This is a genomic window from Paenibacillus sp. D51F (assembly GCF_053345695.1).
This window is the reverse complement of record NZ_JBKFAO010000008.1, coordinates 226,626-250,813: the sequence shown is the minus strand read 5'-3', so window position 1 is coordinate 250,813 and position 24,188 is coordinate 226,626. Positions and strand designations below refer to the sequence as shown.

General features: G+C 60.7%; 25 protein-coding genes. 21 read left to right on the top strand and 4 right to left on the bottom strand.

Features of this window, described 5'->3' with window-relative positions:
* Positions 1-122 precede the first annotated feature (122 nt).
* Entirely contained in the window at positions 123-296 is a 174-nt protein-coding gene (locus ACLBWT_RS16520) for a hypothetical protein (protein ID WP_447664220.1), read from the bottom strand.
* Positions 297-687: 391 nt separating this feature from the next.
* On the opposite strand from ACLBWT_RS16520, the gene ACLBWT_RS16515 reads away from it, so the two are divergent.
* On the top strand, positions 688-1,860 hold the full coding sequence (locus ACLBWT_RS16515; RefSeq protein WP_447664219.1) for a WD40/YVTN/BNR-like repeat-containing protein: 1,173 nt from the start codon (positions 688-690) through the stop codon (positions 1,858-1,860).
* A gap of 165 nt (positions 1,861-2,025) precedes the next feature.
* Here ACLBWT_RS16515 and ACLBWT_RS16510 read toward each other — a convergent pair whose 3' ends face one another.
* Positions 2,026-3,450, bottom strand: a complete 1,425-nt coding sequence (locus ACLBWT_RS16510) for a hypothetical protein (RefSeq protein ID WP_447664218.1) — start codon at positions 3,448-3,450, stop codon at positions 2,026-2,028.
* Between the two features lie 84 nt (positions 3,451-3,534).
* Entirely contained in the window at positions 3,535-5,898 is a 2,364-nt protein-coding gene (gene helD, locus ACLBWT_RS16505) for an RNA polymerase recycling motor HelD (RefSeq protein WP_447664217.1), read from the bottom strand.
* Positions 5,899-6,195: 297 nt separating this feature from the next.
* Here helD and ACLBWT_RS16500 point away from each other — a divergent pair, with 297 nt between their 5' ends.
* From ACLBWT_RS16500 to ACLBWT_RS16460, 9 genes are all read left to right on the top strand, one after another.
* Entirely contained in the window at positions 6,196-6,636 is a 441-nt protein-coding gene (locus tag ACLBWT_RS16500) for a hypothetical protein (RefSeq protein ID WP_447664216.1), read from the top strand.
* A gap of 68 nt (positions 6,637-6,704) precedes the next feature.
* Entirely contained in the window at positions 6,705-7,265 is a 561-nt protein-coding gene (locus ACLBWT_RS16495) for a macro domain-containing protein (protein ID WP_447664215.1), read from the top strand.
* Between the two features lie 197 nt (positions 7,266-7,462).
* Positions 7,463-8,848 carry a sensor histidine kinase gene (locus tag ACLBWT_RS16490; protein WP_447664214.1) on the top strand — a complete coding sequence of 462 codons (1,386 nt, stop codon included), beginning with the start codon at positions 7,463-7,465 and terminating at the stop codon, positions 8,846-8,848.
* Positions 8,838-9,497: a response regulator transcription factor gene (locus ACLBWT_RS16485; protein ID WP_447664213.1), complete on the top strand. Its 660-nt coding sequence runs from the start codon at positions 8,838-8,840 to the stop codon at positions 9,495-9,497. Before ACLBWT_RS16490 ends, ACLBWT_RS16485 begins: the two co-directional genes overlap by 11 nt.
* Before the next feature lie 154 nt (positions 9,498-9,651).
* The gene (locus tag ACLBWT_RS16480; RefSeq protein ID WP_447664212.1) at positions 9,652-10,101 is read left to right on the top strand and encodes a thiol-disulfide oxidoreductase DCC family protein; all 450 of its coding nucleotides are present in this window, start codon (positions 9,652-9,654) and stop codon (positions 10,099-10,101) included.
* Entirely contained in the window at positions 10,098-11,063 is a 966-nt protein-coding gene (locus ACLBWT_RS16475; protein ID WP_447664211.1) for a DoxX-like family protein, read from the top strand. The genes ACLBWT_RS16480 and ACLBWT_RS16475 overlap by 4 nt, the downstream gene beginning before the upstream one ends.
* 20 nt (positions 11,064-11,083) lie before the next feature.
* Positions 11,084-11,791, top strand: a complete 708-nt coding sequence (locus tag ACLBWT_RS16470; RefSeq protein ID WP_447664210.1) for a DUF4166 domain-containing protein — start codon at positions 11,084-11,086, stop codon at positions 11,789-11,791.
* Positions 11,788-12,078, top strand: coding sequence for a hypothetical protein (locus ACLBWT_RS16465; RefSeq protein ID WP_447664209.1), 291 nt, complete (start codon positions 11,788-11,790; stop codon positions 12,076-12,078). The genes ACLBWT_RS16470 and ACLBWT_RS16465 overlap by 4 nt, the downstream gene beginning before the upstream one ends.
* A 306-nt stretch (positions 12,079-12,384) precedes the next feature.
* Entirely contained in the window at positions 12,385-12,657 is a 273-nt protein-coding gene (locus ACLBWT_RS16460) for a hypothetical protein (protein ID WP_447664208.1), read from the top strand.
* Positions 12,658-12,869: 212 nt separating this feature from the next.
* On the opposite strand, the gene ACLBWT_RS16455 is transcribed toward ACLBWT_RS16460, so the two are convergent.
* Positions 12,870-13,313, bottom strand: coding sequence for a GNAT family N-acetyltransferase (locus tag ACLBWT_RS16455; RefSeq protein ID WP_447664207.1), 444 nt, complete (start codon positions 13,311-13,313; stop codon positions 12,870-12,872).
* Between the two features lie 97 nt (positions 13,314-13,410).
* Here ACLBWT_RS16455 and ACLBWT_RS16450 point away from each other — a divergent pair, with 97 nt between their 5' ends.
* The 11 genes from ACLBWT_RS16450 to ACLBWT_RS16400 all read left to right on the top strand — a co-directional run bounded on the left by ACLBWT_RS16450 (position 13,411) and on the right by ACLBWT_RS16400 (position 24,092).
* Positions 13,411-14,160 (top strand): metallophosphoesterase family protein, encoded by a 750-nt coding sequence (locus ACLBWT_RS16450; RefSeq protein WP_447664206.1) that lies wholly within the window; start codon positions 13,411-13,413, stop codon positions 14,158-14,160.
* 94 nt (positions 14,161-14,254) lie between these two features.
* The gene (locus ACLBWT_RS16445; protein ID WP_447664205.1) at positions 14,255-14,836 is read left to right on the top strand and encodes a TraR/DksA C4-type zinc finger protein; all 582 of its coding nucleotides are present in this window, start codon (positions 14,255-14,257) and stop codon (positions 14,834-14,836) included.
* 95 nt (positions 14,837-14,931) lie between these two features.
* The gene (locus ACLBWT_RS16440) at positions 14,932-15,681 is read left to right on the top strand and encodes a DUF421 domain-containing protein (RefSeq protein ID WP_447664204.1); all 750 of its coding nucleotides are present in this window, start codon (positions 14,932-14,934) and stop codon (positions 15,679-15,681) included.
* Between the two features lie 71 nt (positions 15,682-15,752).
* Positions 15,753-17,504, top strand: coding sequence for an ABC transporter ATP-binding protein (locus ACLBWT_RS16435; protein ID WP_447664203.1), 1,752 nt, complete (start codon positions 15,753-15,755; stop codon positions 17,502-17,504).
* Positions 17,501-19,378 carry an ABC transporter ATP-binding protein gene (locus tag ACLBWT_RS16430; protein WP_447664202.1) on the top strand — a complete coding sequence of 626 codons (1,878 nt, stop codon included), beginning with the start codon at positions 17,501-17,503 and terminating at the stop codon, positions 19,376-19,378. Before ACLBWT_RS16435 ends, ACLBWT_RS16430 begins: the two co-directional genes overlap by 4 nt.
* A 99-nt stretch (positions 19,379-19,477) precedes the next feature.
* Positions 19,478-20,389 carry a hypothetical protein gene (locus tag ACLBWT_RS16425; protein ID WP_447664201.1) on the top strand — a complete coding sequence of 304 codons (912 nt, stop codon included), beginning with the start codon at positions 19,478-19,480 and terminating at the stop codon, positions 20,387-20,389.
* 284 nt (positions 20,390-20,673) lie between these two features.
* Positions 20,674-21,666, top strand: a complete 993-nt coding sequence (locus ACLBWT_RS16420; RefSeq protein ID WP_447664200.1) for a serine hydrolase domain-containing protein — start codon at positions 20,674-20,676, stop codon at positions 21,664-21,666.
* Positions 21,667-21,721: 55 nt separating this feature from the next.
* Complete coding sequence (locus tag ACLBWT_RS16415) at positions 21,722-22,063, top strand: hypothetical protein (protein ID WP_447664199.1); 342 nt, start codon at positions 21,722-21,724, stop codon at positions 22,061-22,063.
* Positions 22,064-22,228: 165 nt separating this feature from the next.
* Positions 22,229-22,618: a hypothetical protein gene (locus tag ACLBWT_RS16410; protein WP_447664198.1), complete on the top strand. Its 390-nt coding sequence runs from the start codon at positions 22,229-22,231 to the stop codon at positions 22,616-22,618.
* A gap of 108 nt (positions 22,619-22,726) precedes the next feature.
* Complete coding sequence (locus tag ACLBWT_RS16405; RefSeq protein ID WP_447664197.1) at positions 22,727-23,161, top strand: organic hydroperoxide resistance protein; 435 nt, start codon at positions 22,727-22,729, stop codon at positions 23,159-23,161.
* Between the two features lie 178 nt (positions 23,162-23,339).
* Positions 23,340-24,092: a GNAT family N-acetyltransferase gene (locus tag ACLBWT_RS16400; RefSeq protein WP_447664196.1), complete on the top strand. Its 753-nt coding sequence runs from the start codon at positions 23,340-23,342 to the stop codon at positions 24,090-24,092.
* Positions 24,093-24,188 lie beyond the last annotated feature (96 nt).

Sequence of the window (24,188 nt, the reverse complement as noted above, 5' to 3'; positions counted from 1 at the left end):
AGGGTGACTAGAGCCGATCGGAGCTCAAGCGATAAGGAGAACGGACTGTTGTCCAAGCTCGGACCCACACGGAAAAACAGCCGGCCATCGCAATGGATGAGCCGGCTGCCTGTGCGCTGGAATCATTTGGTCGTTTCGTTTAGAGGCTTGGCCGTTCCCGTTGCTGCAGGACGGCTGCCCGCACCTCCGGAAGCCAATGATTTGACGGTGCGGAACAATTTGTCTCGGGCCGGCTTGTTGCGCATCAAGTACGTGACTCCGGCGCCGACGGCTGTAGCAAGCAGTTTTTTATTCATCGTTATTCCTCCTTGATCTCGGTTGGACATGTGCTCCATTAACCCATCTTGCAAGGCGGGAAACGAAAGAACTGAACCTCTTGCAGCTGAACGATCACCGCTACGCCAGGGGATGCCCGGCATGAATCGGGGCAAGACGGACGTTATTCATAGGGCTCCATGGGGTAAAAAGAACAATAGGCACCCGTCCATAGGCCGCGTCTTGCGTGAAAAAAAGCAGAGAGTGTCCGGTAGGAGATGCAACTTGTCGGCCTTGAAGCACGTTATCAACGATGTCAGGCGCAGCCTGTTCGGGATGGAAATGCCCGCCGGAATCTGCGCAAGCCTGGAAATCATAGCTCATCAACCACACCCTGAGGACAGGGTTGCCACAAGGAGAGGTCACTCAGTCATGAAATCAATTCAACGCTCTTTCATTGTTTCAGCAGTCCTTCTCGGCGTTCTTCTGGCTTCGGCCGGTCCTATCGGCAGCTTGAGCAAGCCCGGCTTGGCCGAAGCGGCGGCTCCGGGCTGCACGGACGGAGACCATGGCATTTTCGCCGGCGAGCCTGCAGGAGGCGGGAGCTTCCGCTTCTCGACTCTCGACTTCCTGAATCCGTCGACCGGAAGGGCTGCCGGCAACGGCTTTCTGATCGGCACCTCCGACGGCGGATGCAACTGGCAGTCGATCTATCAAGGGACCTGGCAGTTCTCGCAGATGGATTTCGTATCCAATACGACCGGATGGGGGCTGGCCCGATCCGCGGCGTCCGGACCGAACGCGCTGATCAAGACGGCCGACGGCGGATCCACATGGGAGAAGCTCAAGCCGGGAACGGCTGATCTGGAGCGGATACGGTTCCTGGACGCTTCGCGCGGATTCGGGTACAGCCGCGCCTTTTCCTACTATACGTCGGACGGAGGGGCCAGCTGGAGCAGGATTCCGACGCCTCCGAACACGCGTGGAGCCGAGTTCTCCAGCCGCAACACCGGCTGGGCGATCGTCGTCGATCCATCCAAGGGATACCGGCTGCAGCAGACGCTGGACGGGGGCAAGAGCTGGACCGCGAAGCTGTCGGTCCCGTCGGACGAGGCCAGCGGAGGCGTCGTGCGCGTATCCGGGCAAGCCGTGTGGGCGATGCTCATGGGAGGAGCGGGCATGTCGCAGCAATCGTACTCGCTGTACGCTTCCTCGGATTCGGGATCGACATGGATCCGGACGATCGGGCAAAATACGGCCGGAGGCGGACACGCCCCCGGCGAAGGAGAAGCTGTCACCGGCATGGGGCCGGCTTCTCCGGGAGGGCATCCCGGCGAGCTGGAGCTGATCGGCAGCACGGCCATTCTGTCCGGCTACTCGCCTGCGGCCGGCAAGGTCGCCATCGGCAGCTCCTCGGATGGAGGCAGGACATGGAGCAGCGGCGGCATGCTGCCGGGATTCGGGGGCGCGGCGATCAGCTTCGCAAGCCCCTCCATCGGCTGGATCACCGTCGGCGGCAGCAGCGAGACGGCAGTCTATTCCACCAAGGACAGCGGCAAAAGCTGGACCAAAACGATTGGAGTGGCGGCAAAGCCTTCCTCGTAGGAAAAGGGCCGGAAGCCTGGAGTAATGTCATAGCCTGAAGCATTCGCGATAGAGAACATATTGTCCTGAATGCCAGGCAGCTCGAAGCACTAAAGGACGAAAAGCCTGAAGCCCCTTTCCAGAGGGCTTCAGGCTTTTGTCATTCAACGGGCTTCAAGAAAGGCCTTAGAGCAGGAAGATCGCTACGACCGTCGTCACGGCGAGTCCGATCAGCACCGGCTTCAGATTGCGGCGGGCGAGCTCGAACGGGCTGACGCCGCAAATCGCCGCCGCCGGAATGAGCGCCCACGGCACGAGCGTGCCGCCGCCGACCCAGATGGCCGCGATCTGCCCCAGCGCGGTCAGCGTGCCGGTTCCCGAACCGATCGCCGTGCCGAACAGATGGGCGATCGAGCCGGCCAGCGAGATGCCGGAGAACCCTGAGCCGTCGAGGCCGGTTATGGCTCCGGCCGCCGTCAGCGTTGCGGCTGCGACGGCTCCGTTGACCGGTACCGCGTGGGCCAGCGCGACGCCCAGATCGTTGACGATGCCGTGGGATCCGGCGGGGAGGGCGGCTTCGCCGAACAAGGACGGCAAGGCGGAGTCGCCGAGGTAGAAGAATGCCGCGATCGGGATGACCGGACCGAACACTTTGAAGCCGAACAGAAAGCCGTCCACGAGGTAGGAGGTCGATTTCTCCAGTCCTGTGCCGCGGTGGGCAAGCATGGACAGAACGACCGTGATCAACGCGGCGGTGCCTCCGATGAGAGCGGTCGCGTCCCCTCCCTGGAGCTTGAGGGCGAACATGACCGCGACGTCGGCGGCGAACAGGAGCGGGATCAGGATGGCGAGCGCTCTCTTGGTGCCGATGCCAAGGCCGGCGGACTGTGCGGACGGCCGGGCATGCGGAACCCCTCCGAAAATCGAATCTGCGGAGCCGGAGCCGACGAGACCGTCGCGCCAAGCGCCGGACTTCTGATCGCGTCTCATGAACCAGTAGGCCGTTAGAGTCGTGACGACTCCCATGACGATGACGAGCGGCACGCTGGCTTCCATCACCTGGGAGACCGGCAGGCCGGCCGCGTCGGCCGTCAGCTTGGGGGCGCCCTGGATGATATAATCTCCCGACAGCGCGATGCCGTGGCCGAACAGGTTCATCGCCATGGCCGCCCCGAGAGCCGGAAGTCCGACCCGCAGGGCGACCGGCAGCAGAACGGCTCCGATCAGCGCGACGGCTGGAGAAGGCCAGAAGAAGAACGATACGACCATCATGATGAGGCCGATTCCCCAGAAGGCCATCCCTTGAGAGCGGATCAATCCCGTGAACGGCCGGATCATCACCTCGTTCACGCCGGTTTCCATGAGCAGCCGGCTCATGGCGACGATAATGGAAATGATGAGGATGGTTCCGGACAATTCCTTGATCGCATAGATAAGGCTGTTGAACGTTCCGCTGACCGCGCCGCTCAGCGTGCCGCTCGCCAGCAAGCCGATGATGCCGGTGCCGAGCACGCAGACGACTGTCGTATCTCGGCGCATGGCCATGAAGGCGACGATGACGCCGATCAGCAGCAGGTAAACCCAATGGATGGCTGTGAGCGTGAGCTCCATGAATCCATCTTCCTCTCCTGACAGGATATCTGTCTATGACATCCTATGCGGAAGCGGAACTAGGCGTTCATCCGGGCCGCGCGTTCACTTTTTCGAAGTCAGGGAAGGCTCAAGCCTATAGGTTCCTTCCGCCGCCTCGAGGATGAAGCGGCTTGGCTCGCCTGGGCTGAACAGGAGCAGGCGGTGCATTGCTCTCGTGCAAGCCGTGTAGAACAGCTTGCGCAGCCGTTCTTCGCCGTAGGCTTCGGCCGAAGCGTCATGGATGAGAACGGAGTCGAATTCGACGCCCTTGGCCAGGTAAGCGGGAATGACCATAAGGCCGCTCTGGAATGTGGCGGTATCCTTCGTGACGAGGCGAAGGTCCTCCAAACCCGGATAGGAGCGCAGCGCTTCCCATGCCGCCTTGCTTTCGGCCGCCGTTTTGCAGATGACCGCTGCGGAGCCGGAGCCGGCTTGCCGCAGCTCCAGCAGGCTGGCGGCAAGAAGGCGGTCCCGATCCGCCGTGCCGGCGGAGGCGATCACCTCGGGAAGTTCCCCGGGACGGTCGAACGGAATGATGGCATCGCCTCCCGGAAGCATCGAGCGGGTGAATTCGACGATCGGGCGGGTGGAGCGGTAGCTGCGGCTGAGCACGATCGTTTCCGTTTCCTCGGCTCCGTACAGACCGGCCAGCAGGGCATTTCCTTCGAGTTCCGTGGAGTGGGCGAAGATGGCTTGGTTGAAGTCGCCGAGCGCCGTCATCTTGGCGAATGGAAACAGCCTTTTGAGGAACTGGAACTGGAACGGGGAATAGTCCTGGGCTTCGTCGACGAGCACGTACCGGATGCCGGTATTGGTGCGGAAGCCCTGGACCAGCTCCGTCAAATACAGCATGGGCGAGGCGTCCTCGTAGGGAAGACAGCGTTCGGCAAGCCGTTCGCGAGTGAAGCGGCAAATATCCGCCCATGACGTCGGGAGGCCGGAGCCGGCTGCATCTTCCCGGAACAGCTGCAGATAAAGGTTGTGCATGTCGATCCACGCCAGCCTTGCGGCCATCCGGCGCAGCGGCTTGTAAGCCTCGCGAACGAGCTGCTCCCGCAGCAGCCTTTCCTCCAGCGCGCTCTCGTCAAGCTCCTCGCCGCTCTTGCCCCGCTGCTTGCGCATTTGTTTGTAGATGCTCTGGTAACGGTCATTATCGAGATATTCGATTTCGTTGCGCACCCATTCCTCGGCGCATTCCTCTTGCTCCAGCCTCGCCAGCTCCTCCAGGAGCCAGTCGCGCAGCAGCTCGATGCGGTTCGGCAGCCGGATATGGGCTTCGCAGCCGTAGAAGCGGGCGCTGATGTCTTCGCGGCTGATGAGCAGCTTGCCTCTGAACTTGAAGCCGCGGAATTTCATGCCGGACTGAAGCAGGCTGTCCGCGAACGATTGGATCCGCTCCAGAAAGTCCGCTGAGTTTTTGTAGCGGATGGCGTCGAGGCGGAGGCTGCGCCGGGCGGCGTCGCCGGATTCGTCCAATATCGCTTCGAGCTGGTCATTGATGTCCTCGATGTCGTACCGGCGGCCCAGACGCGACTCCACGTACTGCTGGAATGTCGTTTGCCGGATATTCTCCTCGCCAAGCTCAGGCAGCACCGAGGAAATATAGCTGTTGAACATCGGATTGGGGGAGAACAGCACCATCTGGTCCGCGCCTATCCGCGTACGGTGCTTATACAGCAGGTAGGCTACCCTCTGCAGAGCGGCGGATGTCTTGCCGCTGCCGGCAGCGCCCTGGACGATCAGCAGCCTGGAGAGGTCGTTGCGGATGATGGCGTTCTGCTCCCGCTGGATGGTCCCGACGATGGATTGCATCTGGGAGGTCGAGCTGCGGCTGAGAGCTTCCTGCAGCAGCTCGTCGCCGATTGTCATCCCTGTGTCGAACATGGCCTTGATGACGCCATCGCGAATGGTGAACTGCCGCTTCAGCGTCATTTCGCCTTCGATGAGGCCCCCCGGTGTGTCATAGGAAGCGGGGCCGGGACCGTAATCGTAATAAAGGCTGGCGACAGGCGTCCTCCAGTCGTAGACGAGGAAGCTCTCTCCGTCTTCAGTGAGGAAGGAGGCGGTGCCGATATAGACCGGATCGATGCTGCCGGCGCCTTCATTTTCTTGAAAATCGATGCGGCCGAAGTAGGGAGACGGCAGCAGGCGGCGCATTTTCGTCAATCCTTCCCGCAGAAGGCGGTGGCTGCGCTCGCGCTCGGAAAGGATTTCCGCCTGCTGTTTCATGCTTATCGCCGTCTCCAGCCGATCGTCGCCAGCCGTCAGGTTGACGGTCACGTCATCCCAGAAGTCGGTGCGGATATCAACGACCTGCGTTTTGAGATCCGATACGAGCGGCTCGTCGCGAGCGATCCTCGTTTGCAGCTCCCCGCGCACGGCATCGACGCGGTCCTGCTCCTGCTTCCATAACTCGCGGTTTGCCATGGGGCACTTCCTTTCCTTGGTTCGTATTGCCCGGTCATCAGCCTGCCGAAAAAAAGATTGACGGCAGAGGATAATGGGCGTATAATATGATTGAGATAAATGTGATTTAACTCATTTCATTTAACCATCTAATGGATCATATCATTTATTGGTTTCTATTTCAATATCGACAGGTCGGATCCTTTGATCCGGCCTTTATTTATGTTCGCCCTTGATTTCGATTATCCTCCGTCATGCTCGGGAATATAACGGCCTCCACTCGGATATGTATGAGCAAGAATGGAGGGGGGATGACCGGTGATCCGGTTCAATTCGGTCTGGATAACGACTCCCGCTCAGGCTGAGCGCTACAGCCGGCAGCTGGCTCTTCCGGCAGGCAGGCAGGATGAAGACTTCCCGCGGATGCGTCTGCTGCTCTCCCGCAAGCTCATTCCTTTTTTCGCCTACGGGCAGCTCACGCTTGGAGACAAGGAAGCAGTCTTCGAGCCGCTCAATCCGACCTTCTCCTCCGTGGCTGTGTATCAGTTCTACAACCTGAACAGGCGTCTTGCTTTCAGCTACGAATACGGGGACTTGATCGTGGGGAAATTTCCGCAGCCGGTGCCGAATCCGCTTCCCGTCTATGGAGATTGGGTGTCGATCGCCAGCCGGTCCAACAGCGTGGAATACTGGCTGGCATCTTCCAGTCCCGGCGCTCAGCTGTATCCTTGGCTGGTCAAGAGCGGAAAAAAACGGTAAGTCCGATTCAACGGCGTCCTCCTGGAGTAAGTACTGGGTAGAATGTACGCGGGAGGAAGGCGAAGACGATGACGATCCAGATCAATTCCACGCTGCTCGAGACGGTCCAGGGGGATATTGCCCGCATAGAAGCCGATATCATTGTCAATGCCGCCAATGCAAGCCTTTCCGGGGGCGCGGGCGTAGACGGGGCGATCATGCAGGCTGGCGGCATCGCCATACATGACGAGCTGATGCTGATCCGCAATGACAAGGGAGGCTGTTCTACCGGAGACGCGGTCATTACGACGGCGGGCAAGCTTCCGGCCGCCTATGTCATCCATGCGGTCGGGCCGGTCTGGCAAGGCGGAGGCCACGGAGAGAAGCGGCTGCTCGCCAGCTGCTATCGCAGAGCGCTGGAGATCGCCGACGCCAGCAAGGCTTCGAGCATCGCTTTTCCGGCAATCAGCACCGGCATATACGGGTACCCCAAGGAAGAAGCGGCTGCGATCGCTTTTGCCGAGGTGAAGGCGTATATCAAAAGTCGCGAGGACACTTCCATCAAAAGAGTCACTTTCGTCTGCAAGGACGAGGAAAATTGCCGCTATTACGGCATGCAGATGAAGCAAGCCTATCTCAGCTCCGGCTAGCGATGGACTGAAGGGGCAGCCCCAAAAGCCTTTGGCTTTTGGGGCTGCCCCTTTTTTCCGTTTGCTCGCCTGGGAATCGTCTGGCTGCTCTTTCATCGATTAGTGGCTTTTGAGTCCGTTGTACAGGAGGATCCGCTATGCTTTTCCAGCAATTTATCCGATATAATGGCAGTATGAGCTGACAAAGGGGTGGATCCGTGCTTTATTATTTCGCGGCGCTGACATCAGCGGGGGCGGCGGCTTGGCTGGCCCGGCCGCGAGAAGCGGTCAACCGCTGGGCCGCCATCTTTTTGCTGACGGCGGCTTCGGGAGGATTGACGGAGCAGCTCCGGCAGCGGGGGCTTTCAGGCTTCGCGGAGGCAGCCGGATTGTTCAATGCATGCCTGACTCCTTATGCGGTCCTGATTTTCTGCCTGATTTATGGCGGCTTCCTGCCGTCAAGCAGGCAGCGGCGGGCCGCCAAGCTCCTGCTGCTGCTGGCCCCGGCTGCATCCGCCGCAGACGCTTGGCTGCTGTCGCCCGCACATGCCCCGAACTACGGCATGCTGCTGTTATGGGCGGGACCCTATTACGCCGCTGCCTGCGCATGCCTCCTGGTGTCGCTGCACAGGGAGCGGCATGCCGCCAGCCGCAGGAGCAGGCTGGCCTTGACGGCCGTGATGGTGCCGACGCTTCTCGGCGTCCTGGGCTTTATCAACGTCGGGCGCGCGCTGCGGCCTCAGTATGATTTCTTTCCCTATGTGGCCATGTTCATCGCCTATTCGATGGGAGCCGCCTTGGTCGCCATCTTTCTTTACGGCGTTCTCGGCATCAGGCTCCGTGTGGAGCGTGATCCCGTCGAGAGCGCGATGCGGACGGCAGGCATGGGCGCTTCGATGCTGAGCCATTCCTTGAAAAACGAAATCGGCAAAATCAAGATCGGAGCCGATCTGCTGGATCGGGAGCTGAAAACGGCCAGGCCTCAGCGGGCGGCAGAAGGTGGCGCGGCGGAAAGCCTGGGCGAACAGCTGGAGCTGATCCGGGAATCCGCAGACCGCATGCTGGATACGGTGACGAGGATACACGGCCAGACGAGGGAGATGGATTGGCGGGAGCAGCATTGCCGACTGGACGAGCTGCTGCTGCGATCCGTTGCCCGATGCAGCGCCGCCGCCGCTCTCCGTGGCGTCTCTCTAGCTGCAGGCAATGTCCAGGTCCCTGCGGAAGTGAGATGCGATCCGTTCCATCTCGAGGAAGCGCTCGTGAACGTCATCTCCAACGGAGTCGAAGCGGCTGCTCCGGGAGGGACCGTCTCCGCAAGCCTGCTCCGGGAGCGGAGAAAGCTTGTCGTTCGGATCGCCGACGACGGGCCCGGCATTGCCGCGGTCCATCTGCCTTATCTGTTCCTGCCCTTCTACAGCACGAAGCAGGGGCGGAGCAATTATGGAATCGGCCTGTCGTATGTGTACCAGGTCATGAAGCGAGCCGGAGGCCGGGTCGACGTCAAGACCGTTGAAGGAGCCGGCACGACGCTGGAGCTGACGATGGCGCCAAGCCGTTTACCTGATGGAAAAAGGGAGGCTGGACCAAGGAATGGGAAATGAGCATGACGATCGGCTGATCCGGATCCTGATGGTGGAAGACGACCCGGACTGGATCCGCGCGATGAGCCGCTTTCTGAGCTCCGAGCCTGATATGCTCCTGGCAGCTTCCGCGCGTGGGCCGGAAGAGGCCCTTAAGGTGGCCGCCGCATTGGAATATGATGTCGTCCTGATGGACATCCAGCTCGGCGAAGGTGTCCGGGACGGAATAAGCGCAGCCGCCGACTTGCTGGAGCTGAGGAATTCGCCGGTCATCATGCTGACCTCCGTGGGCGAGGAGCGGGCGATGACCCGGGCATTCGGTTCCGGTGCAGTGCAGTACATCGAGAAGACGGACTACCGGGAGCTGCCGGCTGCGATCCGCAAGGCCGTCCATCAGCCGGCGCCCATGCAGGCGCTGCTGAAGGAGTTCCGCAGGCTCAAGCGGGAGGAGCAGCTTCAGCCGCTAACTCCATCCGAGCGGGAGGTGTATGAGCTGATCGAGCGAGGCAACACCCAGGCCGAGATCGGCAGAAGGCTCTACAAGAGCGAGAGCACGCTGAAAAACCAGGTGAACCGGATCCTCAAGAAGCTCGGCGCGCGCAGCAGCCGCGAAGCGGTGCGGAAAATCAAGAGAGGCGACGGAGACGGCGCCGGAATAGAGCGGGATTGAGCCGAGCGCGGCGGCATATGCATGGCAAAGAGGGCCTACGAACCGTAGGCCCTCTTTGCTGTTCCCTCCTCTCCTTTTGAGGCCTGATGCTGTCCGCGCAGCCGCGGTACGATAGAAGCATCAGGATAAGGCGATTGAAAGGGAGGGCTGTACAATGAAACGATCTGTCGCACTCGTTGACGGGAACTGCGCGCTCTGCGGAGCGTTGACGCGATTCGCCGCCAATCGCGATCCGGAGGACAGGCTGCGCTTCGCGGCGCTGCAATCCGAGGCGGCTCGCGTCATTCTGGAGCGGCACGGGCTGCAGGCGTCGGCACGGAACAGTTTCGTCCTGGTGACGGAAGAGAAAGTGTACACGAAAGGAACGGCTGCCATGCTCCTGCTGTCCATGCTCCGAGGCGGCCGGGTGCCCGCCGCTCTGCTGCAGGCGCTGCCTTCCGGCATCCGGGATGCCGGCTATGAAGCACTGGCCAAGCTCCGGCACCGGTTGGCGCCGCAAGGAAGCTGCAGCCTGCTGGATGCGGAACGAATCCGCGGCAAGCAGGTGGAAAGCGCCGAAGAGGCTCTCCGGCTGCTGGATGAGCCGGAGGAGGCGGGGATATGAGCCGGTCCAGGAGCGACCATGTTCAGGGAAAAGCGTCTCTCCCCCCGATCTACGTCGAAATGAGAATGCGCTGCGGCATTGAGGAGCTTTGGCGGCTGACTCAGCAGCCCAAGCTGCATGAACGCTGGGATCTTCGGTTTACGTCCATCGATTTTCTGCCGCAAGCGGAGGGACGGGAAGGAAGGCTGTTCAGCTACCGGACGCGGATCGGCTTCGGAGCGGCTGTCGAAGGCTTCGGTGAAACGAAGACGCGGCCGGACACCGCTGCCGGCCGGAGGATGTCGACTTTACGGTTCTCCTCCTCCCAAAAATGGTCCTTGCTCCGGTCTGGAGCGGGTTACTGGCAGTATGAGCAGACGGAGGAAGGGCTGCGGTTCATGACCCGCTACACGTACTCGACCCGGTTTGGAATCGCCGGGAAGCTGGCGGACCGATATTTGTTCCGGCCACTCATGGGTTGGGCGACAGCGTGGAGCTTCGATCGCCTCCGGATGTGGGCCGAGAAGGGGTGGCAGCCGGAGCTGGTCATCGCCATGGCGGCCATCCATCTGTTGTCTATAACCGCTCTTGCGGGCATGTGGCTCTACGAAGGTGTCGTGCCGAAGCTGCTCCACGACTCCGGCACGGAGCTCGGCATGCTGGCGGGGCTTGGCCTGGCATCCCCAGCGCAATCATTCGCCCTTCATCTGCTCGGCGGGGCGGAAGCTGCCGCGGCCGTCCTTCTAGTGGCCTGCAGGCATTCCCGAGCGGTCATTGCCATCCAGGCCGCCTGCCTGCTGCTGCTGTCCGCATGCGGAGCCTCGCTCCGTCCGGAGCTGCTGTCCGAGCCGTTCAATCCGCTGACGACAACGATTCCGCTGCTCGCGCTGTCGGCGACGGCGGCGATTGCGGTCCCTTATTGCCCCCGGGCTTCAAGATGCCTGCGCAAGCAGCCGAGGGCAGAAGGGAAGCGGCGTCTATGAATAGGAAGGAGACCGACGTTATGAACAGGAGCCAAGGAACAAGCAGGAACGCCGGCAAGTCGATCTACCAGCTTGCGCTCGGAAGTGAGTTCAGCAAGCTGCATCCCCGAATCCAGGAGCGATTTTCCTTGCATAGCGGCTCCGCAGCCGCGGCAGTCGGCAGCGGCTGCATGGATGTCGTCTGGCACAACCGTCTGGCCAAGCTTCCGCTCCATATCGGCACCCGGCGCCATATCCTGTTTCCGGAGAGCGGCGCGGCCGTTCCGTTCACGGTGGAGAATTACAGCTACAAGGACCGGTTCGGGAGGGAGACCGTCACCTGGATCCGCACTTTCCGCTTCCCGAAGCGGATCCGCCGCTTCGACGCGACGATGGTTTTCAGCCGCAGCCGCGGCTGCATCGTCGATTATCTTGGGAATAAGCAGCATTTGGCGGTCGATCTGGATATCGAGCCGACAGCGGCGGGCGGCATCCGGCTGCGCTCGGGAGCGCAGCGGTTCTACGAGGGCTGGGCGGGATTCCGCTTTCCGGATGCTTTCACCGGCCAAGCGGACGTAGAGGAATGGTTCGACGACGAGGCGGGTCTGTTCCGGATCCGTGTCGGGGTGAAAAGCCCGCTTCTAGGCGATGTATTCCGCTACGAGGGCCGTTTCGAGAACAGGATGGAACGGGCCGCAGCCGCCGTGCCTCGGCATGCGCTTCCGATCCGCACGGAGCGCCGGGAGTGAAACAGCCCCTGGATGCGGGAAGAGACTGCCTTCCCGAAACTGCGGGAGGCGCCGGAGCTGCTGGAGCCTTTGCAGGCGCCCCCCGGAGCAGCGGCGGCATGGCGGCTGCAAGCCGGTTCAGCTCGGCCGCGATCGCCGCGCTCGAGATCGCCGGCGATCCGGCAATGACCCGAGGCAGAAGCATCGCGTCGGAGGTGCGGCTTGCGAGCCCGGGAGCGGTCGTGAAGGCGTATTTGATTCCTTGCTCGCGCAGCAGGGAAACCGCCTCCGGCGTATACAGGCCGTAGGGGGAAGCGAACGAATCAACCGGATGGGAGTTGAGCGGCCGCAAGGCGGACAGGCATTTGATCGTGTCGGCTGTTATTCTGGCCCGGTAATCGGCATCGCTTTCGAGCATGCCGGCACGGAGAAGGCAGCCTGTGAGCAAGTCATGGCGGCGGTCGATTTTGACATGCAGCGCGTCGGTATGCGCCTGGACCTCCATCACGGAATCGTCGGCTTCCGTCCCGTCGCCGAGGCTGGCGCAATGCCGCTGGAAATCCGGGGCGAGGTTAAGTATGATAAGGTCATGAACGACGAGGGGGAAGCAGCAGGTGAAGTGGGAAATCATCCATGCCGAGATGACGGTCGCCGAAGACGGCGGTTATGTCGGACAAGTTCAATTCAAGGTCGAAGGACATAAGCAGGCATATGAAATCGCGCTGCAGAGCAACAAGAGAGGCAAGGACTGGGCATACGGCTTGTTCTTCAAGGACGAGGCAGGGCCGGAAACGGAGATCGAAGCGGTGGAGGAGGAGCTCGAGGACAACGACGAGTTCTACGACGCCTTGATCGCAGCCGCCAAGGACGCGCTCAAGCAAGACTGACTTGCCCTGACTGAAAACCCGCATGCGAGGGCGACTCTGCATGCGGGTTTTTGGCGTTCTCTGCCTGATCGATCCCATTTTTTGCATTGCGGGGAAGGAGGGCGGCAGGGGAGTCAATGAAAAGATAGAATGGCGCTGTTCCGAAATGGAAAATTATGCGAGAATCAGTGAACGGCGAATTCCTGAAGTCAATTCGTCCCTCCGCCAGGAATCTAGCTCAGCTCCTTGCTCATCCTGACATGCGGAATTCCTGCATCGAGGAAAATGTCGGGCGACACAGGCTTGTACCCGAGCTTGGCGTAGAACGGCTCCGCCTGGCATTGGGCGTCAAGCACGGCGCGGCCGTACCCTGCTTCCCGAGCGGCTTGCTCCATCGCCTGCACGATGGCGGAGCCGGCGCCGCGGCCGCGCATGGAGGCCAGGACAGCGATCCGCTGCAGCTTGGCGCTGTTTCCTTCGAATGCCTTGACCCGGCCGGTTCCGACAGGAGCGGCGTCTTCGCTCAGGAGAACGTGGATGCACGACTCCGGAGACTCGTCGTAATGGTCGAGCTCCTCTTCGATGGAAACTCCCTGCTCCCGGACGAACACTTCCCTGCGGATATGGAGGCATTGCTCCAGCTGTTCTTTCGTTTGGACTATGGTTGCAGACAACATTTGTCATCATCCCTTCCGCTGATTGCTTCCGGTGTATTGTAGCAAACCGGCGCCGGCAACCGCAATCAAGAGGGCGACAACAAGGAGGGCTCCTACAATGGATAGGATTCGAACGATCGCCATCAGCGACATTCACGGCTGCAGCCGGGAGCTTGGAGAGCTTCTGCAGAAAGTAGGCTATCGCCCCGGCGAGGACAGACTGATCCTGCTCGGCGATTACGTGGACCGAGGACCGAACAGCTGCGGCGTCATCAACGCCGTCATGGCTCTGCTGCGGGAAGGCGGGGGCCGGGCGACCGCTCTGAGAGGCAATCATGACCAGCGCTTCCTGCAATGTCTGCGCCATCCTGAGCCTGAGCTGCTTGACAAGTTTCTCGGGCAAGGGGGGCATGAAACGCTGCGGAGCTACGCTCGCGCCGCCGGAACGGAATACCGCGGGGCGGCAGACGCCTCCGCCGTGCTCCGGCTGATCCGCAGCGATTTCGAAGAGCATGTCGAGCTGCTGGACAGCCTCGATCTGTATGCGGAGGATGAGGCCTTCATTTATGTCCATGCGGGGATCGATCCGGCTGCCGGGGCGAGCTGGAAGGACCAGCCCAGAGAGCTGTTCATGTGGATAAGGGAGCCGTTCCACCACGCTCCGGTGACGGCGGGCAAAACCGTCGTGTTCGGCCATACGCGGACGATCAAATTCCAGAAGGGGCCGTCGGTCTGGTTCGGGGGAGACAAGATCGGAATCGACGGCGGCTGCTCGGCGGGAGGCCGTCTCAACGCCCTCCTGATCGACGCCGCCGGCGGCGTAAGCGAGGACGCCGTCATCGCTGGAGAATCCCCGGCAGGCTGCTGAGGCATTCGGGCCGTTCCGCTGGAGACGCTTGCTTCATTTGTCGCATCCTAAGGGTATAGGTAGCTATAGAACGAATTGCTTAGGAGGAGACATCATGAAACATCTCAAGCCATCCCAGCTGGACTTTCTGAAGAACAGCCTGCTGCAGGAGAAGAAGGAGCTGGAGGCCCACTTCGACCTCAATCGGGAAACCGATCTGGAAGGCGCGCCTCTGACGGCGACGGACTCCGACGGGGAGCTGTCCAGCTACGACAATCATCCGGCCGATTCCGGGACCGTCACGTTCGAGAAAGAGCGCGACATGGCGCTCGACGAAAAGCTCGGCAAGAAGCTCGCTCAGGTGAACCGCGCGCTGAGCTTGATGGAGGAAGGCAAATACGGCCTGGACGCTTCCACCGGAGAGCCGATTCCTTACGAGCGGCTCGAAGCGATTCCCTCGACCCAGCATACGGTCGACAACGTGCCCGATCAGGAGGTTGGGGACTACCGTCCCGTCGAAGAAGAGGTCATGACGCTGCCGCCGACAGGAGCCGGCGAGAGCAGGCAAGCCCATGCCGGCCGCTTCGACGACGCGGATGCATGGAAGACGCTGGAGGAATACGGCAACGCCTCCGACACGGTCGCCGCCCAGCCGGAAGGCGCCGAGGCCGCGAATGAAATGGAGAAGCTTCGCTAGGCGAAGCATTCCTGTCGCTGCCATAGCCAAACCTGAAATCGGACCGTTCCGCGGTCCGGTTTTTTTTCGGATTGACACCGGGAGGGGGAGACGGAATGGATCCATTATTCGGGCAAATTGCGCTCAAGCTGCTGATCGCCCTTGTCAGCCTCATGATCATGACCAAAGTGCTGGGCAAAAAGGAGATCTCGCAACTGACCGCATTCGACTTCGTTTCTTCGCTCATGCTCAGCGAGCTGGTCGGCAATACGATCTACGACAGGGAGGTCGGATACGGCCATCTCGTGTTCGCCTTGGCTGTCTGGACGCTGCTGTCCTACGGCACGGAGAAGCTGCTGAATCGGATTCCCTGGCTGGCCAGGCGGGTGACGGGTTCGCCGGATCTGGTCATCCGGGAAGGAATCATCGACCGCGATGCGATGAAGAGGAACAATCTGGACTTCGGCCAATTGAGCATGCTGCTGCGCGAGAACGGCGTCTTCTCCGTGCGCGATGTCGCTTATGCGCTGTTCGAGACCAACGGCAGCATCAGCGTCCTGAGCAAGCCGGCCGCAGGCGGCAATCAAAAGGAGGAGCCGGACAGCCCTTCCTTGCCGGAGAGCGTAATCGAGGACGGAGACATCGTCGACAGGGCGCTGGACCGGCTCGGCAGGGACCGCCAGTGGCTGCTCGGATTGCTCGCGCATATCGGCATACAGGAAGAAAGACAGATCCTCTATGCGGAATGGTCTGACGCCAGCGGCTTGTTCTATCAGCTTCGTTCGCAGCGGCCTCCCGAGCCTGCAGCCGAGAAGCTTCGGAACATGGAATGGACGGCTGAAAAAGCTGGAGGAGACCGTGTTTGACAGGAGATTTCAGCGAAGATTAAGATGAGTAGGAATGAATTGGTTTAGAAGTAAAATAAGGAGGGGAAGCCTTGTTCAAGCTGTTTCGGCTGCTGAAGCCATTCCGGCTCCAGATTGCGGCCGTATTGGCGCTCGTCTTTTGCCAATCGTTGTCCGACCTGTATCTTCCGACGCTGCTGTCGGACATCGTGGACAAGGGCATTTTGAAGGGCGACGTGCCTTATATCTGGAGGATCGGCGGCTTCATGCTGCTCGTGTCCGCAGCAGGAGCGGCCTGCATCATCGCTTCCAGCTACATGTCGTCCCGTGTCGCCTCCGGCTTCGGCCGCAGCGCCCGCTCGAAGCTGTTCGGACATGCGGAGAAGTTCTCGCTGCCCGAGTTCGACCGGATCGGGACGGCTTCGATGATCAACAGGACGACGAACGATGTCAATCAGGTGCAGCAGGTTCTGATCATGATGATGAGGATGATGGTCAGCGCGCCGATGATGTGCATCGGCGGGCTGATCATGGCCTTCTCCAAGGATGCGAAGCTTTCCCTGCTCCTTGTTGCGGTCATTCCGGTCATCGGCCTTACGATATTCGCCGTCATGCGCAAGGCGATTCCGCTATTCAGGGCGATGCAGGTCAAGCTCGACAAGCTGAACCTCGTCCTGCGCGAAGGCTTGACCGGCATCCGGGTCATCCGCTCCTTCAATCGCGAGGATTACGAGCAGGGAAGATTCGACACGGCCAGCCGCGATCTGGCCGATACGGCGCTGCGCGTCAACCGGATGATGGCGATCCTGATGCCGACGATGATGCTGATCATGAACCTGACGACCGTGCTCATCGTCTGGTTCGGAGCCAAGCGGATCGATGCGGGAGACATGAATATCGGCAGCCTGATCGCGTTCATCCAGTATGCCAGCCAGATCATGTTCTCGCTCGTCATGATGTCCATGATGTTCGCCATGGTGCCGCGCGCAACGACTTCGGCAGCCCGGATCAACGAGATGCTGGACATCGCTCCGACGATTACCGACGGGCAAGCCGCGAAGCCGTCGTCCGCAGCTTCGCCGAGCGCAGGAGCAGCTCGCGGGGAGGTTGAATTCCGCGAAGTGAGCTTCCATTATCCCGGGGCCGAGAGGCCGGCGCTGGACCGGGTCAGCTTCATGGCCAAGGCGGGAGAGACGACCGCAGTCATCGGCGGCACCGGCTCCGGCAAGACGACCTTGCTGAACCTGATCATGCGGTTTTACGATGCGGGAGAAGGCGAGGTGCTGGTCGGGGGCAGAGATGTCAGAAGCTTGTCCCAGGGGGAGCTTCGCGCAGCAATCGGCCTCGTGCCGCAAAAGGCGCTGCTGTTCTCCGGCTCGGTCAGCGACAACATCCGCTACGGCAAGGAGGATGCGACGGATGCCGAAGTGCGCCATGCCGCCGAGGTCGCGCAGGCAGCCGGCTTCGTCGAAGCGATGCCGGAAGGCTTCTCGACGGCCATCGCCCAAGGCGGAGCCAACCTGTCGGGAGGGCAGAAGCAGCGGCTGTCGATCGCGAGGGCGCTTGTGCGCCGTCCCGCGCTGTATCTGTTCGACGACAGCTTCTCGGCTCTCGACGCGTCGACGGAAGCCAGGCTTCGCGCTGCTCTGGCGGAAGAGACGGGAGGGGCCGCCGTGCTGGTGGTCGCCCAGCGGGTGAGCTCGGTCATGGCTGCGGACCGCATCCTGGTGCTTGAAGAAGGGCGGCTGGCCGGCGACGGAACCCATGCGGAGCTGCTGGAGTCTTGCGGCGTATACCGCGAGATCGTGGAATCCCAGCTCCGGACAGAGGAGGAATCGGCATGAGTCAGGAACGGCGGATGCCGCCGGGACGCCATCCCGGCGCCATGCCGCGGATGGGCGGAGGGCCGGGTCCCGGAGCGATGATGCCCGGGGAGAAACCCAAGGAATTCAAGAAAACGATGCTGCGCCTGCTCCGCTTCCTGAAGCTGTACCGGCTGCGGCTGCTGCTTGTGCTGGCAAGCGCGATCGCCGCTTCGGTGTTCTCCATCGTCGGTCCCAAGCTGCTCGGGCACGGGACCGACATCATTGTGAAAGGCGTCGTGGCGAGGATGAATGGAGCTGCCGGCGCCGCGTTCGATTATGCCGGCTTGCTGCATGTGCTGGGATGGCTGGCAGGCTTGTATGCCCTCAGCTTCCTGTTCGGGTACATCCAGCAATATCTGATGGCCGGCGTTACCCAAGGAGCGGTATACCAGCTGAGGAAGGAAGTGGACGATAAGCTGCAAAGGCTCCCTCTGCAATTCTACGACGCCAAGTCGCACGGCGATATATTGAGCCGGGTCGTCAACGATGTGGACAACATCAGCGGCACGCTGCAGCAAAGCTTGACTCAGCTCATCACCTCGGCCGTCACGCTGGTCGGCGTCATCGTCATGATGCTGACGATCAGCCCCTTGCTGACGCTGATCGTCTTTGTCACGCTGCCGCTCAGCTTCCTGGTCACCAAGGCGGTTGCCAAGCGGTCGCAAAAGCATTTTGCCGGCCAGCAGCGGTCGATCGGCGAGCTGAACGGCCATGTCGAGGAAATGTTCACCGGACACCGGATCGTCAAAGCCTTCGGCCGGGAGAAGGAATCGCTGGAGCGCTTCGAGGCCATCAACGGCAAGCTGTACCAATCCGCCTGGCGCGCCCAGTTCATCAGCGGCACGCTGATGCCGCTCATGTCCTTCGTCGGCAATCTGGGCTACGTGCTGATCAGCGTCGTCGGCGGACTGATGGTGACCCGGGGCGGCGTCTCGATCGGGGATATCCAGGCGTTCATCCAATATGCGAGGCAGTTCACGATGCCGATCACGCAGCTGGCGAACATCGCCAACATCATCCAATCGACTGCGGCTTCGGCGGAGAGGGTGTTCGAGCTGCTGGACGAAAAGGAAGAAGAGCCGGACGGCACGATGGAAGCCGGACGCGGCATCCGGGGAGATGTCGCCTTCGAATCCGTAGATTTCGGCTACAAGCCGGACGTTCCTTTGATGAAGGGGCTGTCGATCGAAGTGAAGAGCGGGCAGACGGCGGCGATCGTTGGTCCGACGGGAGCGGGCAAGACGACTCTCGTGAACCTGCTCCTCCGTTTCTACGAGCTGGACGGCGGCAGGATCACGATTGACGGCCGGGATATCCGCCAGCTCGCCAGAGGGAGCCTGCGCAGCCTGTTCGGCATGGTGCTGCAGGATACGTGGCTGTACAAAGGAACGATCCGGGACAATATCGCCTACGGCCGCAGAGAGGCGACCGACGCCGATATCGAGGATGCAGCCCGTTCGGCGCATGCGGATTTCTTCATCCGCACGCTTCCGGAAGGGTATGAGACCGTACTCAACGAGGACGCCAGCAACTTGTCCCAAGGCCAAAGGCAGCTGATCACGATCGCGAGGGCGCTGCTCGCCGACCCGGCTATTCTGATTCTCGACGAGGCGACGAGCAGCGTGGATACGCGCACGGAAGTGCAGATCCGGCATGCGATGAAGGAGCTCATGAGGGGCCGGACGAGTTTCGTCATTGCCCACAGGCTCTCAACGATCCGGGACGCGGATGTCATTCTCGTCATGGACAAAGGCTCCGTTGCGGAGCAGGGAACGCATGAGGAGCTTATCGCCCGGGGAGGCATCTATGCGGAGCTATATCGGAGCCAATTTTCTGGAAATGAAGCCTCTTAATATGAGAATCGTTAGAGGTTCATGAGAGAACCTTAACCTCCTATGCCCCCTGAAGTCCTGTACACTGGGACGAAGGGTTTGGTATTGGAGGGAATCATCATGTATACAAAGAGATGTTTGTTTTGCGATGCGATCGTGCCGGTGAAGGCCGGTCCGGAGCAGGAAGAGCGCTTTATCGGCTGCGACTGCGCGCCGGGGGCGGAATATGCGCTGGCCGCAGGAACGTACGACCAGCTGGGCATGCTTCCTTATCCGCGGCAGCGCGAGCTGTTCCCGCTGGCGTCGGCATATATACGGGAAATGGCGGACTGCGGCAAGGAGGTCCGGCTTGGCCGCGAGGAGGTCGAGACGCTGCCGGCATCTCCGCAGGTGCCCGCGACGGTCGAAGCGAAAGCCGACAGGCTGCTGGCCTTCTTGCACAGGAACAGCGAGTCGCCAGGAGACCCTGTCGTCATCCACCGCTTGTCGCGCAGCTATAACCTGACCTATTCCCAGAACCTGCAGGAGATGGTCTACGTCATCGAGATGCTGCGCGAGCAGGAGCTCATCGAACGGACGGGATCGACGTTCAGCTTGACGGAAGGCGGATGGAGCCGCGCGGAACTGGCCGTATCCGGACGGACGGCGAAAACCTGCGCGCTGGTATTCGCCGACAGGGGCGGAGAGCTGCCGGAGTGGGCGGGCCATGTGCTGCCGCTGCTGCAGCAGTGCGGCTATATCCCGCGCATCCTGACCCGGGATGAAGGAGACGGGCGCAGCTTGCTGCAGCAGGCTGCGGATTCCGACCTGCTGCTGGCCGACTTGACCGGCAATCCGCCGGAAGCCTATCTGGCGACAGGCAGCGCCGCGGCTTCGGGCGTGCCCGTCATCTGGACGGTGCAGGACGGCAGCACGGAGAGACAGCCTCTTCTGGAAGGGCTGACTCCGATCGTCTGGAGCCGGCCGGAGGAGCTGTCGGCTATTCTGCTGCAGCGTCTGGGCAGCGGCATCCAGCTGCGGCAGACGGGCTGATCGGCTGACGAGCATCGGCTGATGGAGCCGAGGGAACGACGAAAGGCTTCGCGCTTCGATATCGAGGCGTGAAGCCTTTTTTTGTTTTTCCGCCGGGAAGAGCCGTGAGCCGTTGATGGATGGCTTGCGCGGCTGGATGCATATCCTGACATCCCGTCCATCTTTTTGACTTGGATCGGCCTGACTGATTCAATGAAGGAGAAGACGTGTATTGGAATCCATTCGAATAAGCCGGAGCATCCGGCATCATTCTACTAGCAGGGATCGATAAGGGGGTGTCCATCGTGACGACAACAGCATCGTCCCGATGCGGTTCGGCCATCATGCTGACGGACAAGCAGGCCATGCAATTGGACAGCTGGAAAATCAAAGGCATTTATGCGGAGCAAGGCGGCAAGGGACTGCTGGAGTGGACGGCCGGAGGACCGGATCGTCCGGCTTCCATCTATTCCTGCACGAAGAGCGTGCTGTCGGCCTTGATCGGAATCGCGGTCGGACAGGGACTGATAGGCAGCGTCGCAGACCCGGTCTTCTCTTATTTGGACATGGAAGAGGAAGGGACCGCCAAGGCGATCAAAGACGATCCCCGCAAGCGGGACATTACGATCGAGCATCTCCTCACGATGACGAGCGGCCTCGATTGGCCGGATTTCGACAAGCCGTATTGGGAGATGAAGAAGGCCGCTTCACCGGCCGCGTTCGTCATGGGGAGAGAGCTCGCGCATGAGCCGGGAACGACGTTTACGTATAATACGGGAGGCTCCCAGCTGCTCTCCATCATTCTGACCCGAACCGCGCAGGAAAGCTTGCCCTCGTTCGCCCGCAACTATCTGTTCCGTCCGGCCGGCATCGGCAGCGCCAGATGGAACCGGCTGGGAGAAGGGCATGAGGCGGGCGCGGGACTGTCGATGGGAATGAAGGATCTGTCCCGGTTCGGAAGACTTTATCTTCAGCAAGGAATGTGGAACGGCGAGCAGATCATTCCTCAAAAATGGATTGTGGACTCGCAGATGCCTCATCATAAAGGACTCCTTCACTACGAGCCGTCGATATACGGCAGCTACGGATACCACTGGTGGGTGTCGCCCGAGGGCAAGCAGGACGGCCCCGATTACTTTTTCGCCTTAGGCTACGGGGGGCAATACCTGTTCGTCATTCCGTCGCTGGACATGACGGTCGTTGTCCGCAAAAGCCTGGACGGACGGAGCAAGTCGATCTATTCCCGCCGAGTTCTGACGGAACTGGTCATCCCGGCCGTCACTGGACATACTTGGTGAGAAAGCGGGCATCCTAAGGATATCCAGGCAGCAGCCCCATTAGGAGGAATCAGAGATGAACATGAATGGACAGCAGGGAGCTTCCGGCTCGGAGGAGATCAACAGCCTGACGATGAGCTATGAGCAATTCCAGGAGCAGGTGCGCATGAAGCGCATCCAGGATCAGGAGGCCGGAAAGGCTGCCCTGCACCGTGCGGGAGCGGACAGCAGCGGAGAGAAAATCCGCGGACTGGTGAACACGATGCAGGAGCTCGTCCACGAGCTGAGCATGATGGAAAATCAGATCCAGGTGCAGGCAGATGCGCAGCTGAGGCAGATCCGCAAGCTGAAGGAACGGGTGAGCGCGGCGGAGCAGGAAGTCCGGAGCAGCATTTCCGGCGGACAGCAAACGCATTAGACGTCACCATAAGGCAACGGAACCGCCTTTCATTCGGAACCGCAGCGCCAGCTGGCATCCGGCCTCTGCCGGTCCCTCGCAGGCGCTGTTTGGCATGGAGCCGGACTTTGGCCGATGGCGCCGGTTTATGATATGCTGGTATTTAACCGAAAGGAGGCAGCGCCCTTGAATTCCGATTTCATTCCCGTTCGCGAGCTGGAGGGAACTCTGCTCTTATCGATCAAAAAGCCGGATTTCGGCATGACTATTACCACTTCCGAACTTATCTATCATAAGCCTCATGCCAACTATCATCTGAAGCTGGAGGACATGGTGAGCATCGTGCCGTTCGCCAATCCCAAGAAGCCTGCGGCTCCATTGCGCGCCTATCAGGATCAGACGGCCGAATATGCGGTCAGCTTTACGGAGGGGCCTTCTTACCGCATCCAAGTCGCCTCGGCGGCCATGCACAACCGGAGCGGACGCTTTCCGCTGGGCGCGATGCAGTTCGTGCTGCCGCTCCCGCACCGCATGCTGCAGCTGATCGGAACCTACAGCGGCATGAAGCTGATCTGAACGCTATCCTCCGGGGATGTCTCCCGGAGGATTTTTTTACGATTAAAATCGGGTCCGGATGGTTATATTCAAGCATGTACAAATGAACCGAAAGCGAGGAGATGCAACATGGATGCACTCTATACAGCAGAGGTGACGGCCCGCGGGGGCCGTCAGGGCAGCGTCAGATCATCGGATGGCGTTCTGGATTTGCCGCTGGCGATGCCCAAGGGGCTGGGCGGCAGCGGCGCCGAAGCGACCAATCCGGAGCAGCTGTTCGCGGCCGGCTACGCGGCTTGCTTCGAAAGCGCTCTTCAGCTCGCTGCCCGCAAGCAAGGGATCGAAGCCGGCGGAGCCGAGGTGACCGGACATGTATCGATCTTCAAGGAAGGGGAAAGCTTCGCTCTGGCGGTAAGGCTGGATATCTCCATTCCGGGAGCGGAGCTGGAGCAGACCCGCAAGCTGGCTGAAAAAGCCCATGAGCTATGCCCCTATTCCAAGGCGACCAGAGGCAACATCGAAGTAGAGCTCAATGTGCTGAAGAGTCAATCCGCGCAGGCCTGAAGAGTTCATATCCCGCGCAGGCATGAAGAGACATCGGTCATAGGCATCCTTCCCTCCGGGGAAGGATTTTTTTTGTCGTAACCCAAGACCGCAGTCATAGGAAAAAGAAAATTGAATAAAAATAAATAATAAAGTATATTTATACTTATGAGATTCAGTCAGATTCGGAGGGACTCCATTGAAAGCATACTATGAAGTTGAAGAGGCGGCGCTCAACAGCTGGCCGGCTCTGCAGACAAGAAGCCTGGGCGGATGGCTCGTCAAAGCCAATCAAGGCTATACGAAGAGATCCAATTCGGTTCAACCGCTGCATCATTTCGGTCCCATGGAACAGGACCTGGAACATAAAATCAGCCGCTGCGAGCAGTTTTACCGGGAGAGCGGCCAGCCTGCCATCTTCAAGATCACGCCGTTCACGGAGCCGGATCATCTCGATTCCGTGCTTGCGCGCCGCGGGTACCGGATCGCGGATCCATCGACGGTGATGGTGACGCCGATTCCGGCCGCCGTGCCGGCAGGGTCGGGCGAGCTTGTGCTGGAGGAGCAGCCGAGATCCTATTGGCTGTCCCTGCTTGTCGAGTGGAACGGACTCAAGGCGAACGATGGGAAAACCTTCGTCTCCATGTTCGATTCCTCGCCGCTGCCTCGCGTCTTCGCTGTCTTGTATGCGCAAGGCCGTCCGGTCGCGCTCGGAGTCGGAGTGCTTGACGGGGATTACCTGGGGCTCTATGACATCGTGACGGCACCTGACTGCAGGGGACGCGGCCATGCGGCGGAGCTGATCCGCGGCTTGTACCGCTGGGCGGCGCAGCGCGGAGTGCGGCAGAGCTATCTTCAGGTCGTAACCGGCAACAAGCCGGCAGAAGCATTGTACGCCAAGCTTGGATACCGCGAGGCTTATCCGTATTGGTACCGGGTGCAGCCGGAATAGCTGTCAAGTCTTTACTTTGCGAGGGACAGAGGTGTATAGTAGTCAGGCTGTCTCTGCGACGGGACGGCGTCAACAGACTGACCCGACATAAGAAAG

Coding starts and splice junctions, on each gene's coding strand:
- ACLBWT_RS16475 (WP_447664211.1), top strand. CDS start 10,098: ATGAGCCGGTCCAGGAGCGACCATGTTCAGGGAAAAGCGTCTCTCCCC.
- ACLBWT_RS16495 (WP_447664215.1), top strand. CDS start 6,705: ATGACGATCCAGATCAATTCCACGCTGCTCGAGACGGTCCAGGGGGAT.
- ACLBWT_RS16515 (WP_447664219.1), top strand. CDS start 688: ATGAAATCAATTCAACGCTCTTTCATTGTTTCAGCAGTCCTTCTCGGC.
- helD (WP_447664217.1), bottom strand. CDS start 5,898: ATGGCAAACCGCGAGTTATGGAAGCAGGAGCAGGACCGCGTCGATGCC.
- ACLBWT_RS16455 (WP_447664207.1), bottom strand. CDS start 13,313: ATGTTGTCTGCAACCATAGTCCAAACGAAAGAACAGCTGGAGCAATGC.
- ACLBWT_RS16445 (WP_447664205.1), top strand. CDS start 14,255: ATGAAACATCTCAAGCCATCCCAGCTGGACTTTCTGAAGAACAGCCTG.
- ACLBWT_RS16425 (WP_447664201.1), top strand. CDS start 19,478: ATGTATACAAAGAGATGTTTGTTTTGCGATGCGATCGTGCCGGTGAAG.
- ACLBWT_RS16405 (WP_447664197.1), top strand. CDS start 22,727: ATGGATGCACTCTATACAGCAGAGGTGACGGCCCGCGGGGGCCGTCAG.
- ACLBWT_RS16470 (WP_447664210.1), top strand. CDS start 11,084: ATGAACAGGAGCCAAGGAACAAGCAGGAACGCCGGCAAGTCGATCTAC.
- ACLBWT_RS16450 (WP_447664206.1), top strand. CDS start 13,411: ATGGATAGGATTCGAACGATCGCCATCAGCGACATTCACGGCTGCAGC.
- ACLBWT_RS16440 (WP_447664204.1), top strand. CDS start 14,932: ATGGATCCATTATTCGGGCAAATTGCGCTCAAGCTGCTGATCGCCCTT.
- ACLBWT_RS16430 (WP_447664202.1), top strand. CDS start 17,501: ATGAGTCAGGAACGGCGGATGCCGCCGGGACGCCATCCCGGCGCCATG.
- ACLBWT_RS16480 (WP_447664212.1), top strand. CDS start 9,652: ATGAAACGATCTGTCGCACTCGTTGACGGGAACTGCGCGCTCTGCGGA.
- ACLBWT_RS16510 (WP_447664218.1), bottom strand. CDS start 3,450: ATGGAGCTCACGCTCACAGCCATCCATTGGGTTTACCTGCTGCTGATC.
- ACLBWT_RS16415 (WP_447664199.1), top strand. CDS start 21,722: ATGAACATGAATGGACAGCAGGGAGCTTCCGGCTCGGAGGAGATCAAC.
- ACLBWT_RS16520 (WP_447664220.1), bottom strand. CDS start 296: ATGAATAAAAAACTGCTTGCTACAGCCGTCGGCGCCGGAGTCACGTAC.
- ACLBWT_RS16485 (WP_447664213.1), top strand. CDS start 8,838: ATGGGAAATGAGCATGACGATCGGCTGATCCGGATCCTGATGGTGGAA.